Annotated in this window: 11 protein-coding genes; 7 read left to right on the top strand and 4 right to left on the bottom strand. The window is 71.9% G+C overall.

Features of this window, described 5'->3' with window-relative positions:
• Complete coding sequence (locus tag KAK03_RS02565) at positions 1-3,807, top strand: bifunctional nitrate reductase/sulfite reductase flavoprotein subunit alpha (protein WP_210851599.1); 3,807 nt, start codon at positions 1-3, stop codon at positions 3,805-3,807.
• Here the strand turns inward: KAK03_RS02565 and KAK03_RS02560 are convergent.
• The 3 genes from KAK03_RS02560 to KAK03_RS02550 form a co-directional block, all read right to left on the bottom strand.
• Positions 3,801-4,652: a fructosamine kinase family protein gene (locus KAK03_RS02560; protein WP_210851598.1), complete on the bottom strand. Its 852-nt coding sequence runs from the start codon at positions 4,650-4,652 to the stop codon at positions 3,801-3,803. The genes KAK03_RS02565 and KAK03_RS02560 overlap by 7 nt on opposite strands.
• Positions 4,652-5,146 carry an acyl-CoA thioesterase gene (locus KAK03_RS02555; protein WP_210851597.1) on the bottom strand — a complete coding sequence of 165 codons (495 nt, stop codon included), beginning with the start codon at positions 5,144-5,146 and terminating at the stop codon, positions 4,652-4,654. The genes KAK03_RS02560 and KAK03_RS02555 overlap by 1 nt, the downstream gene beginning before the upstream one ends.
• A 75-nt stretch (positions 5,147-5,221) precedes the next feature.
• Positions 5,222-5,644, bottom strand: coding sequence for an Lrp/AsnC family transcriptional regulator (locus KAK03_RS02550; protein WP_210803564.1), 423 nt, complete (start codon positions 5,642-5,644; stop codon positions 5,222-5,224).
• A 130-nt stretch (positions 5,645-5,774) separates the two neighbouring features.
• Here KAK03_RS02550 and ocd point away from each other — a divergent pair, with 130 nt between their 5' ends.
• The 6 genes from ocd to KAK03_RS02520 all read left to right on the top strand — a co-directional run bounded on the left by ocd (position 5,775) and on the right by KAK03_RS02520 (position 10,845).
• Positions 5,775-6,824 carry an ornithine cyclodeaminase gene (gene ocd / locus KAK03_RS02545; RefSeq protein ID WP_210851596.1) on the top strand — a complete coding sequence of 350 codons (1,050 nt, stop codon included), beginning with the start codon at positions 5,775-5,777 and terminating at the stop codon, positions 6,822-6,824.
• A gap of 50 nt (positions 6,825-6,874) precedes the next feature.
• Positions 6,875-7,360, top strand: coding sequence for a hypothetical protein (locus KAK03_RS02540; RefSeq protein ID WP_210851595.1), 486 nt, complete (start codon positions 6,875-6,877; stop codon positions 7,358-7,360).
• Between the two features lie 104 nt (positions 7,361-7,464).
• Positions 7,465-8,010, top strand: a complete 546-nt coding sequence (locus KAK03_RS02535) for a hypothetical protein (RefSeq protein WP_210851594.1) — start codon at positions 7,465-7,467, stop codon at positions 8,008-8,010.
• Between the two features lie 50 nt (positions 8,011-8,060).
• The gene (locus tag KAK03_RS02530; RefSeq protein WP_210851593.1) at positions 8,061-8,573 is read left to right on the top strand and encodes a hypothetical protein; all 513 of its coding nucleotides are present in this window, start codon (positions 8,061-8,063) and stop codon (positions 8,571-8,573) included.
• Positions 8,570-9,526, top strand: a complete 957-nt coding sequence (locus KAK03_RS02525; protein ID WP_210851592.1) for a hypothetical protein — start codon at positions 8,570-8,572, stop codon at positions 9,524-9,526. The genes KAK03_RS02530 and KAK03_RS02525 overlap by 4 nt, the downstream gene beginning before the upstream one ends.
• Complete coding sequence (locus tag KAK03_RS02520; protein WP_210851591.1) at positions 9,523-10,845, top strand: hypothetical protein; 1,323 nt, start codon at positions 9,523-9,525, stop codon at positions 10,843-10,845. The genes KAK03_RS02525 and KAK03_RS02520 overlap by 4 nt, the downstream gene beginning before the upstream one ends.
• 3 nt (positions 10,846-10,848) lie before the next feature.
• Here KAK03_RS02520 and KAK03_RS02515 read toward each other — a convergent pair whose 3' ends face one another.
• A complete protein-coding gene (locus tag KAK03_RS02515) occupies positions 10,849-12,534 on the bottom strand; it encodes an AMP-binding protein (protein ID WP_210851590.1) in 1,686 nt (561 codons plus the stop codon).
• Between the last annotated feature and the right edge of the window lie 72 nt (positions 12,535-12,606).

Raw genomic sequence — 12,606 nt, 5'->3', positions numbered from 1 at the left:
ATGGACGAGGTGCGCAGCGTCTGCCCCTACTGCGGCGTGGGCTGCGGCATCGTGCTGGAGCGCGACAGCGAGCAGCGCATCATCCGCGTGCGCGGCGACGAGCAGCACCCGGCCAACCGCGGCCGGCTGTGCACCAAGGGCCAGACCTGCGCCGTGCCGCTCACCGCGCCGGGCCGCATGGACAGCGCCTACCTGCGCCACGACCGCTCGCACGAGCCGGTGCGCGTGCCCATGGACAGCGCGCTGCGCGAGACCGGCCAGCGCCTGCGCGCGCTGATCGACCGCGACGGCCCCGACGCGGTGGCGCTGTATGTCTCGGGCCAGATGTCGATCGAGGCGCAGTACCTGGCCAACAAGCTGGCCAAGGGCTACATCGGCACGCACCAGATCGAGTCCAACTCGCGCCTGTGCATGGCCAGCGCCGGCGCCGGCTACAAGGCCTCACTGGGCGCCGACGCGCCGCCGGGCAGCTACGAGGACATCGACCAGGCCGAGCTGTTCCTGGTGATCGGCTCGAACATGGCCGACACCCACCCGATCCTGTTCCTGCGCCTGATGGAGCGGGTGCAGGCCGGCGCGAAGCTGATCGTGGTGGACCCGCGCCGCAGCGCCACCGCCGACAAGGCCCACCTGCACCTGCCCATCCGCCCCGGCAGCGACCTCGCGCTGCTGGCCGGCTGGCTGCGCTGGCTGCAGCAGCACGGCCACACCGACCCCGGCTTCATCGCCCAGCACACCGAGGGCTGGGACGCGGTGAGCGCCGCGGTTGCGCCCTATGACCTGGCCCGCGTGGCCGCGCTCACCGGCCTGGCGGTGGCAGACCTGGAGCGCGCCGCACAGTGGATCGCCCAGGCCGGCACGCGCTGGGTGAGCTGCTGGACCATGGGCCTGAACCAGAGCAGCCACGGCACCGCCAACACGCAGGCGCTGTGCAACCTGCACCTGGCCACCGGCGCGATCGGCCACGCCGGTGCCGGGCCGCTGTCCCTGACCGGCCAGCCCAACGCGATGGGCGGCCGCGAGATGGGCTACATGGGCCCGGGCCTGCCGGGGCAGCGCAGCGTGATGGTCGAGGCCGACCGCCGCTTCACCGAGGACGTCTGGGGCCTGCCGCCCGGCACGCTGCGCGCGCGGGCCGGCGACGGCACGGTGGCGCTGTTCGAGCGCATGGCCGCCGGCCAGGTGGCCGCCTGCTGGATCATCTGCACCAACCCGGTGGCCAGCGTGGCCGACCGCAGCACCGTGATCACGGCCCTGGCGCGCGCCGAGCTGGTGGTCTGCCAGGACGCCTTCCTGGACACCGAGACCAGCCGCCACGCCGACATCCTGCTGCCCGGCGCACTGTGGGCCGAGGGCGATGGCGTGATGGTCAACTCCGAGCGCAACCTGACCCTGGCGCCGGCGGCCACGCCGGCGCCGGGCGAGGCCCTGCCCGACTGGCTGATCATCTGCCGCGTCGCGCAGGCCATGGGCTATGTGCAGGGCTTCAGCTTCAGCAGCGCGGCCGAGGTCTTCGACGAGCTGGCGCGCTTCCACAACCCGGCCACCGGCTACGACCTGCGCGGCGCCAGCCATGCACGGCTGCGCGAGGGCCCGCTGCAATGGCCCTGCCCGCCCGGGCGCAGCGAGCGACGCCATCCGCAGCGCGACCGGCAGGGCGGCGTGCTGCGCTTTCCCACGCCCAGCGGCCGCGCCCGCTTCATCCCCTGCCCGCACCGCGAGCCGGCCGAGGCCACCGACGCCGAGTACGGCTGGCTGCTCAACACCGGCCGCGTGCAGCACCAGTGGCACACGCTGACCAAGACCGGCCGCGTCGCGGTGCTGAACAAGCTGGACCCGGGCCCGTTCATCGAGATCCACCCGGACGACGCCGCGGCGCTGGACATCCGCGCACGCGACCGCGTCGAGCTGCGCTCGCGCCGCGGTCGCGCGGTGCTGCCGGCGCGGCTGAGTGACCGGGTGCAGCGCGGCCAGTGCTTCGCGCCCTTCCACTGGAACGACCTGTACGGCGAGGACCTGGCGGTCAATGCGCTGACCAGCCCGGCGGTGGACCCGGTGTCGCTGCAGCCCGAGTTCAAGCTCAGCGCGGTGGCGCTGCGCCTGTTCGAGCGCGCCACCGCTGAACCCGCCCCGCGCAGCACCCTGCCCGAGTCCGAGGGCGATGGCCCGCCGCTGACGGTGCTTTGGGCCTCGCAGACCGGCCGCGCCGAGGACGCCGCCACCGAGGTGGCGCGCCGCCTGCGCAGCGCCGGCTGGCGCGTGCGCCTGTGCGGCATGGACGCCTGCCAGCCCACCGACCTGCCCGCCGGCACGCCGCTGCTGCTGCTGGCCAGCACCTTCGGTGACGGCGATCCGCCCGACGGCGCGCGCGCCTTCTGGCAGGCCTTGCAGGACCCGTCGGCCGCGCACCTGGCCAGCAGCCCGTTCGCGGTGCTGGCCTTCGGCGACCCGCGCTACGCGCAGTTCTGCGGTTTCGGCCGGCAGTTGGAAGCGCGCCTGCTGGCCCTGGGCGCGCTGCGCCTGGCGCCGCGCGTGGACTGTCCGCCCGAGCACGCCGCGCCGATGCGGCGCTGGCTGACCACGGTGGCGCAGGCCCTGCAGGCCCACCGCCCCGCTGATGCACGCCAGCCCGCGCTGGCGCTGTTCGATGCCGACGACGACGCGCCCGAGGCCCCGGCCGCAGCCGTCCCCGGCACGCGCGCCCATCCGCTGCCCGCGCCGCTGCGCCACAACCGCCTGCTCAGCGGCCCGGGTGCCGGCAAGGAAGTGCGCCAGTTCGTCTTCGACCTGGCCGACAGCGGCCTGCACTACGAGGCCGGCGACGCGCTGGGCGTGTGGCCCACCAACTGCCCGGCCCTGGTGGCCGAGTTGCTGGGGCTGCTGCAGCTCAGCGCTGCGGCGCCCGTCCGCCTGGACGGCCTGGGCGAGCTGCCGCTGGCCGAGGCGATGCTGCGGCACCTGGAGATCACCCGCCTGACGCCCGAGCTGCTGGCCGGCGTGGCCGAGCGCAGCGGCAGCGTGGCGCTGCTGGCGCTGGTCCAGCCGGCGCAGGCGGCCGCGCTGCAGCGCTGGCAATGGGGACGCCAGCCCGCCGACCTGCTGCGCGAGCACCCGGCACGTCTGGGCGCCCAGGAATGGGTCGATCTGCTGCCGCGGCTGCAGCCGCGCCTGTACTCGATCGCCTCCAGCCCGCGCGCCCATGCGGGCGAGGTGCACCTGACGGTGTCGACCGTGCGCTACCGCCATGGCGACCGGCTGCGCGGTGGCCTGTGCTCGACCTTCCTGGCCGACCGCACCGCGGCCCAGCCGGTGCCGCTGTTCGTGCAAGCCAACCCGCGCTTTCGCCTGCCCGAGGAGGGAGACCGCCCGGTGGTGATGATCGGCCCGGGCACCGGTGTGGCGCCCTTCCGCGGCTTCCTGCACGAGCGGCGCGCGCGTGGCGCCCGGGGCGCGAACTGGCTGTTCTTCGGCGAGCAGCATGCCGCCACCGACTTCTACTACCGCGACGAGCTGCAGGCGATGCAGCGCGACGGCACGCTGCAGCGCCTGAGCCTGGCCTTCTCGCGCGACCAGGCCGACAAGGTCTATGTGCAGCACCGCATGCGCGAGCAGGGCGGCGCGCTGTGGGCCTGGCTGCAGGACGGTGCCCACCTGTACGTGTGCGGCGACGCCAGCCGCATGGCGCGCGATGTGGACCAGGCGTTGCGCGACGTGGCGGTGCAGCACGGCGGCCTGACGCCCGACGCGGCCGCCGACTGGCTGGCCACGCTGACGCGCCAGCGCCGCTACCTGCGCGACGTTTACTGAATCAGGCGCTGCGCCACCGCCAGCGCCTGGCGCGCATAGCCGCCACCGAACAGGCGCGCGTGGTTCAGCAGGTGCACCAGCTGGTAGACCGGGCGCCGCCGCACATAGCCGCCGTGCAGCGGCGCCGCTGCGCGGTAGGCCGGCCAGAACGCAGGCGGCGGCGCACCGAACAGCTCCATCATCGCCAGCTCGGCCTCGGCGTCGGACACCGACACCGCGGGGTCGAAGACCACCGGCGTGCCGTCGGCCAGCGCGCCCCAGTTGCCGCTCCACAGGTCGCCGTGGATCAGCGACGGGCGCGGCACGTGGCCGTCGTCGAACAGCGCCGGCAGGCGAGAGATCAACCGCTCGACCGCATCCACCAGCGCCGCGTCCAGGCCCTGGGCCAGCGGGCGCAGCCGGCGCGTGGCCAGGAAGCCCAGCCAGTCGGCCAGGCCGTCGCCAGCGCTCCAGGCGTTGTCCTGCGGCGTGGCGCCCAGCCAGTTGCCGCGCGACCAGCCGTAGCGCGCCGGCGCCTCGGCGGTGTGCAGCGCGGCACCGAAGGCCGCGCCGCCGACATCGCCCAGCGGCTTCAGGTCCAGCCACTCCAGCGCCAGCACCGCCGTGCCTTCATGCAGGAACACGCCGGCCACGGCAGGCACGCGCAGCGCGCGCGCCGCGGCCAGCGCGCGCAGGCCGTCGGCCTCGGCGTCCAACACCGCGGCGCGGGCCTGCGGCAGCGTCTTGATGAACAGTCGCGCGCCCTGGGGGCCTTCGGCGCGCCAGGTCTCGCACAGGCCGCTGATGTTCAGCGCCTGGCAGCGCCAGTCGCCCGGAAAGTGCTCGGACAGCGCGCGGTGCAGCATCAGGCTTCCAGGGGGGGATCCTGGCGCAGCGCGGCGGTGCGGCGCTGGAACTCCTGGCGCAGCTCCTTGCGCACGACGGCCGCCGCATGGCGCCGCTTCTCGTCGGGCGTGAACGGGCGCAGCGGCGGCACCGGCACGGGCTTGCGGTCATCATCGACCGCCACCATCGTGAAGAAGCAGCTGTTGACGTGGCGCTGGCTCTGCGAGCGGATGTCCTGCGCGATCACCTTGACGCCCACCTCCATCGAGCTGGTGCCGGTGTGGTTGACCGCGGCCAGGAAGGTGACCAGCTCGCCCACATGCACCGGCTCGCGGAACACCACCTGGTCGACCGACAGCGTCACCACATAGCGCGCCGCATAGCGGCTGGCGCAGGCATAGGCCACCTGGTCGAGCAGTTTCAGGATGGTGCCGCCGTGCACGTTGCCGGCGAAGTTGGCGGTGTCGGGCGTCATCAGCACCGTCATCGACAGTTGGTGGGCGGGCAGGTCCATCGGGGCTCCAGGGCAGGCATCAGGGCTGGCATCGTCGCAGCTTTCGTGCCACGGCGGCGATATCGCCCCCGGCGCTCAGGCCTTGTGGGTGGACAGCAGGATGCTGGTCTCGGTGGTGGCGATGCCCTCGATCTGGCGGATCTCGCCCAGCACCTGGTCGAAGGCCTCCAGCGAATCGGCGGCCAGCTCGGCAATCATGTCCCAGCGCCCGTTGGTGGTGTGCAGGGCCACCACGTGGGGGTGGCCGCGCAGCGTGCGGCGCACCGCCTCGCCCACATGGCCGTCCACCTCGATCGAGGTGAGTGCGCGGATGCGCTGGCCCTCGACCTCGGGCTTCAGGCGCACCGTGTAGCCCACGATGGTGCCGCTGGCCTCGAGCTTGGCGATGCGGTTCTGCACCGTGGCGCGCGCCACCTTCAGGCGCCGCGCCAGCGCCACCACCGGCATCCGGGCATCGGCGCGCAGCAGCGCGATCAGTTGGCGGTCGACATCGTCCATATTGATCAGAGTGCCAAGTAGGGTTGGCGATTTGCCAAGCAAACAGCATAACCTGACAAGTTGCTCTCTTCAATCTGGCAGCACTCCCGGGAACAATGGCGGGACCGGCTGGACCGGACAAGGAGACAACATGACCCGCTTCATCGATGTGCCCACGATGTCCCGCCTCGTTCAGGCGGTCGGCCTGGAGCGCTTCATCGGCGAGCTGGCCGACACGCTGCGCGAGGACTTCATCCGCTGGAACGACTTCGACAAGTCGGCCCGCGTGGCCAGCCATTCCGAGATCGGCGTGATCGAGCTGATGCCGGTGGCCGATGCGCACCACTACGCCTTCAAGTACGTCAACGGCCACCCCAGCAACACCCGCCAGGGGCTCTACACCGTGATGGCCTTCGGCGTGCTGGCCGAGGTGGCCACCGGCTACCCGGTGCTGCTGTCGGAGCTGACCGTGGCCACCGCGCTGCGCACCTGCGCCACCTCGCTGATGGCGGCGCGCGCACTGGCCCGGCCCGATGCGCGCCGCATGGCGCTGATCGGCAACGGCGCGCAGAGCGAATTCCAGGCGCTGGCCTTCCATGCCCACCTGGGCATCGAGGAGATCGCGGTGTTTGATGTCGACCCGGCCGCCACCGACAAGTTGCTGCGCAACCTTTCCGTCTATCCGGGACTGCGGCTGCGCCGTGCCAGCTCCACCGCCGACGCGGTGCGCGGCGCCGACATCGTCACCACCGTCACCGCCGACAAGACCTACGCCACCATCCTGACGCCCGAGATGATCGAGCCGGGCATGCACCTCAACGCGGTGGGCGGCGACTGCCCCGGCAAGACCGAGCTGCATGCCGACGTGCTGCGCGGCGCCCGCGTGTTCGTCGAGTACGAGCCGCAGACCCGCATCGAGGGCGACATCCAGCAACTGCCCGCCGACTTCCCGGTGGTGGACCTGTGGCGCGTGCTGGCCGGCCAGACCGTGGGCCGCGAGAGCCCGCAGCAGGTCACGGTCTTCGACTCGGTGGGCTTCGCGCTGGAGGACTACTCGACGCTGCGCTACGTGCTGCAGCAGGCCGAGGCCCACGGCCTGGGCCAGCCGGTGGCCCTGGTGCCCGAGGCCGAGGACCCGAAGGACCTGTTTCGCTTCACCCGGCCCGGCGCCTCGCGCGCGGTGATGCGGCGCGTGGCCTGAACCCGGCGGGCGCTACCATCACGCCCAGATCCACTCGCCCCGGAGCTGTCATGAGCCTGGTTCGTTCCGTCCGTGCGTCGGCCACCGCTGCCCTGCTGGGCGGCCTGGCGCTGTCAGCGCACGCCGCCCCTGCTGCCTGCCCTTACAAGCCGGAAGATCTGGCCAAGGTGATCGGCGTCGGCTTCGCCGCCGGCCAGGAAGAGCCTGGCATCGGCGGCACCGGGTGCAAGTACAAGACACAAGGCGGCTCCATGAAAGCCGGCACCGACTTCAGCCTATGGGTGCTGGTGCTGGCGCCCGGCCCCAACCAGGACATGATGCGCACGATGACCGCCGGCGGCCCGAAGGTGCGCTTCGACGCCATCGCCGGTGACCCTGACGGCGCCGCCCGCGTGCGCGGTGCCGCCGATGACGGCCTTCTCGACATCAGCTACAAGCGTGGTGGCTACGTGGTCTTCCTGCGGGCGCTGGGCCAGGGCAAGGAGAACCACGAGGCGCTGGCCACCAAGCTGCTGAAGCTGCCCCGGCTGCCCTGAGCACGGCCGATCCGGCGCAGGCCGCCCCCCCTTGTCTGCACGGGTGGTGCCCTGCGCTGGCTGACCGTACCATCCATCGCGATCCGACTGAAGAGCCGTTCACGATGCCCTGGACCCCACTCTCCCGACCCGGCCGGCCGGCACGACCGGTCCTTGCACTGACACTGGTGCTGGCTGGCGCCGCAGGGGCCGTCGCCGCGCCGGTGGCGCACACCCAGCTGCAGCGCTGCCCCTACACCGCCGAGGAGCTCAGCGCTGCCACCGGCCTGAAGATTGAGCTGGTGCCGCTGATGACCTTCGCCGGCGCCCCCAAGCCGATGACCGAGCCGGTCAACGGTGAGATGTTCCTCAGCTGCAGCGCAACTGATGGCGCGGTCTCGGCCTCGCTGCTGGTGTCGCAGCGCTGGTTCGACCCCAAGACCGCCGCCGTGCGGATCAAGGCCCTGCAGTTGCGCGACCTGAAGGACGCCAAGCCCCTGCCAGGCGACGCCGACGGTGCCCTGTGGCTGAGCGAGCGCGAGGGCGCCAAGCAGGCGCTGCACTACGTTCGCGGCGGCAACGTGATGGTGATGGTGTCCATCAACGGCGTGCCCCAACCCCTGGTCAACGGCATGCAGGCCAAGCTGCTGAAGTTGCGCCGCGTGCCCTGATCCCCCCGGGACGGCACCTGCGCCGTCCACCATTCCCGGAGTTCCGAGCGATGAGACGATGGAGTGTGTTCACCGCGGGCTGCCTGTTCGCCGCCACGGTGCTTGGCCAGGGGCAGCCGGTGGCCGCGCCCGGCGAGGGTGTCTTCAACCTCGACCCGGCCAAGGCGATCGACTTCAAGGGCGGCAAGCTCTACCTGGTGCAGGGCGAGGTCAAGGCCGACAAGCCCGAGACGCTGGAGCTGGGCGGCCTGAGCGTGATGCAGCCGGTGGCGGTGCATCTGGTGACGCGGCCGGCCACGCCAGGCGTTGCACTGACGCTGTTCAAGCCCCTGGGTGGTGACCGCGCCCGGCGGGTGGTGACCACCCAGGCCTCGGGCCAGGTGGGCAGCGCCTTCCGCGCCCAGGGCGAGACGCAGCTGCGCATCGGCGGAAAGCCCGGCGCCACGCCCGCAGGGGTGCGGTACCAAATGTCGATCTGGGTGGCGCCCGAGGCAGTGCCCGAACTGGCGCCGCCGTTTCGCGCCGTGAGCGCCGAGTCGCTGCAGAAGGGAGGCAAGCCATGAAGCGTCTGCTGATAGCCAGCGTGCGCATCCTGGTCGGGGCCGCCTGCGTGATGCAGCTGGGCTCGGCCGCCGCACAGTCGCTGAGCGGCGACTTCGGTGGGCTGTGGGAGGAATGGCGCACCCAGCCCGGGTCGGCCGACCCGATGCGTCGTCAGCAGGCCGGGCTCGACCAGGCTCGCCAGGAGGGCGAAAGGTTCCGCCGCAACGAGCAGATCGAGGATGCCGCCAAGAAGGGCGCCAAGGAAGGTTTCGAGCGCGCCGGCGCGATCGCCGAGAAGACCAGCGAGCTCCTCGGCTGGGCTTCCGACAACGGCGGCGAGCAGCTGGAAGAACTCGCCCGCATGCTGCGCGACAGCGGCTGGGGCCGCTCGGCCGACGCCACGCGTGCGGTGCGCAAGGCCCTGGAGCGGGCCGGTCTGGTCGACCCGGATGACAGCGGCAACGAACCCAGCGGCGCGCCCGATGGGCAGCCTGGCGTCCCGTCGGCCTGCGCGGCGGTCGACGGTGGTGCGGCCAGTGGCGGGCGCCGCACGCACAAGCCGGGCGCGGCGCGCGCCCCCGGCGCCGCCGGCCACCCCTGCGAGGCCTGCTACACCAAGGCCATCAATGCGCTGGACAGCACGCGCACCCGGCTCGAGAAACTGCGGGCCATCTACAGCAGCACCTACAAGTCGGCCAAGGCGCAGATGGCCTTTGCCGACAGCGTGTCCGGCGTGCATGGCGTGTCGGGGCTGGCCTGGCAGACCCAGAAGATCAAGATCATGCAGAGCGTCAAGAACCTCGACAAGGCCTACGACGCCAAGTACGCCGAGCTGATGCAGGCGCTGCTGAAGGACCTGCAGCAGTACAGCGAATGCGAAGAGACGATCATGAAGGTGCCCAGCTGGTATGACCGCTTCGGCTTCGTCTACTACCAGTTCATGAAGGACCACTACAAGAGGCCGGTGCTGTGAGCGCGGCAGCGGCATGGGGCGCCTGGGCCCAGGCCTTGCGGCTGTTGCGCCGCCCGGCCACGCAATGGCCCGCGTTGCCGCTGAGCGCGCCGGGGGCCGGCTGGCGCTTCACCCTGCCGCTGATGCTGGTGGGCGTGCTGGCCGCGACGCTGGGCTTCAGTCTGGTCGGTCTGCGCAGCGGCGACTTCAGCACCCGGTTCCTGCCGATGGCCGCGCTGCGCGAGGCAGTGGGCGCAGCGCTGCTGGCGCTGGTGTTTGCGCTGCTGCTGGCCGAGTCTGCGCTGCGCTGGGCGCCGCGCTTTGGCGGCCAGTCGTCCCGCACCGCGCTGGTCAGCGCCGCGCTGTATGCGTTGGGGCCGCTGTGGCTGTGGTCGCAGACGCTGTTGTGGCCGCTGCTGTGGTGGGCCTGGCCCCTGGCGCTGGCCGCTGTGGTGTGGCAGGTGCACGCCGGCCTGCGCCAGGCGGCGCAGCCGTCGGACTCGCGCGCGCTGGCCTACACCGCGACCAGCGTGATCACGGCGGCCGCGGTCCTGCTCCTGCTGGCCAGTCTGGCGCGATGCAGCGGCCTGCCCGCGGCGCCCACCGTGCCGCCCTTTCCCTGGTCGGCCCCGCCTGAGTGGTCCGACGCCGCCGCCTCAGCGGCGCGCTCGGGCACTGGCGCCGTGGCGCGACCTGATGAAAGCGGCCAGGGCGGCCCCGGCGAGCGTGTCGGCCTGGTGCCGCCGGACGGCGCCGGCAGTGGCGCAATGACCCTGCCACCCGGCACGGCAGCCAGTGCCACGGCCGACCTGGAGCGCTGGGTGCGCTCGGGCCAGCCGACGGAGCCACTCACCCGCACCGTGCTCCAGGACCTGTTGCCGGGGCCGATCGACGGCTTCGATCGGCGCATCACCGAAAGCTATGCCCACGCCCCGGGCGCCAGCGACGCGATGCGCCAGGTCCTGACCACCGGCGCCATGGCCCGGGTCGAGAACGTCGCCCGCCAGGACAGGTCGCGCTACCTGCACCTGACGATCGAGGATCTGGGAGGCCATGGCAGCGCGCTCGCCGCCAAGCTGCTCAGCGAGATCGCCAGCGGCAGCGGTCTGCAGGGTGACGAGCGCACGCAGCGCAGCATGAGCGCTGACGACAGCAGCATATCTCGCCTGGAGTGCGATCTGCCCACGCGTGAGTGCAAGCTGGAGGTGCTGGTCGGCGAGCGCTACCACGTGCGCGCCGAAAGCGGCCAGCTGCCTGCCGACGAGCTGCGCCGCTATGTGGCCCGCGTCGACCTGGGCGCGCTGGCCGCGCGCGCCAAGGCTAAGCGGCCGATCGAGTGAGGGCTACTGCCAGAGCACCTTCTGCTTGTCCGCGTACCAGCGGTCCAGCTCGGAGGCGATCATCTTCTCGATGCCGGCGCGCTTGATCTTCATCGTGGGCGTCAGGCAGCCGTTCTCGATGCTCCAGGGCTCGCGCACGACGACGAACATCTTCAGCTGCTCGTAGTCGGCGACGCTGGCGTTGATCTCGTCGAGCAGTCGGGTCAGCTCGGCCGTGACGTGCTGACGCAGCTCGGGCTCGTGCTGGCGCGGGCGCAGGGTCTCGCTGAGCAGCACCATCGCATAGGCCGCCGGCTGGCCCACGCCCGAGACCAGCGACAGCTCCACCATCGGGTGGGCGTTGATGCGGTTCTCGATGGGTGCGGGCGCCACGTACTTGCCCTTGGCGGTCTTGAACAGCTCCTTGGCGCGGCCGGTCAGCTTCAGCAGGCCCTGCGGGTTCAGCTCGCCCAGGTCGCCGGTGCGGAAGAAGCCGTCCTCGGTGAAGACCTCGGCGTCGAGGTCGGGGCGCTTGTAGTAGCCCACCAGCTGGCCCGGGCTCTTGATCAGGATCTCGCCCTCGGCGCTCAGCCGCATCTGCACGCCCGGCAGCGCCACGCCCACATAGCCCGGCGCGTTGTACTGCGCGTTCGAGGTGAAGGAGTAGGCACAGTCCTCGGTCATGCCATAGCCCTCGTAGAGCGGCAGGCCGATGCGGCGGTACCAGGCGATCAGGTCGGGCGGGATCGGCGCCGAGCCGCTGCCGGCCATCAGCACCGCGTCCAGGCCCAGCCCGGTGCGCACCTTCTTCGCGACGATCTTGCCCAGGATCGGGATCTTCAGCAGCCGCTCCAGCTTGGCCGGCGGCATCTTGGCGAACACGCCCTGCTGGAACTTCAGCCACAGCCGCGGCACGCTGATGAACAGCGTGGGGCGGGCGCGCTGCAGGTCGGCCAGGAAGGTGTCCAGCGCTTCGGCGAAGAACATGTGGGTGCGGCCGTCCACCAGCGCAGCGCCTTCGATCCACGAGCGCTCGAAGATGTGCGACAGCGGCAGGTAGGACAGCACCCGGTAGGGCGCGTCCTGGCCGATGCGGCGGCGCAGGTCCTCGCGGATGCCCACCGCCGCGGCGCTGAAGCGCTCGAAGCTGTGCATCACGCCCTTGGGCGTGCCGGTAGAGCCGGAGGTGTACATCAGCACCGCGATGTCCTGAGGCGCGCGAGCGGGCTGGCCGGCCATCGGCGCGTTCCGGGCCGTGATCTCGTCCCAGCTGGGCAGGCCGTGGCCCTCGGGCGCCAGCGGGAAGGCGATGCAGGGCAGGCTGTCGGGCACGCCGGGCTTCTGGTGGGCCCAGGTGTCGAGCTTGCCGACGAACAGCAGGCTGGCCTCGCTGTGCGAGAGCACGTAGTTCACCGTCTCGGCGGTCTCGGTGGGGAAGATCGCCACCGTGGTGCAGCCGGCCATCCAGATGGCCAGTTCGGCCATCACGAAGTGCGCGCAGTTCTTGGACAGCATCGCCACCCGCGCCCCCGGCTCCAGGCCCAGCGCCTGCAGGTGGGTGGCCATGCGGCGCGCCTGGTCCAGCGTCTGCGCCCAGGTGTAGTTCACGACCTGGCCGTTGCCGATGGGCTGGGTCATGAACACCCGGTCGGCGAAGTTCTTCTCGTGGGCGTAGACGTGGTCGAGCAGCAGTTGCGGCGAGGACGCCATGACAGGGTCTCCAGTGTCAGGATGGGGCGACGATAGCGACAGCCGGGCGCGCCGTCGTCGGGGGATTCCAGC

The sequence above is a fragment of the Ideonella alba genome, from assembly GCF_018069845.1.
Classification (GTDB): domain Bacteria; phylum Pseudomonadota; class Gammaproteobacteria; order Burkholderiales; family Burkholderiaceae_C; genus Ideonella; species Ideonella alba.
The sequence above is the reverse complement of the archived record's forward strand: the minus strand, read 5'-3'. Positions and strand labels throughout refer to the sequence as shown.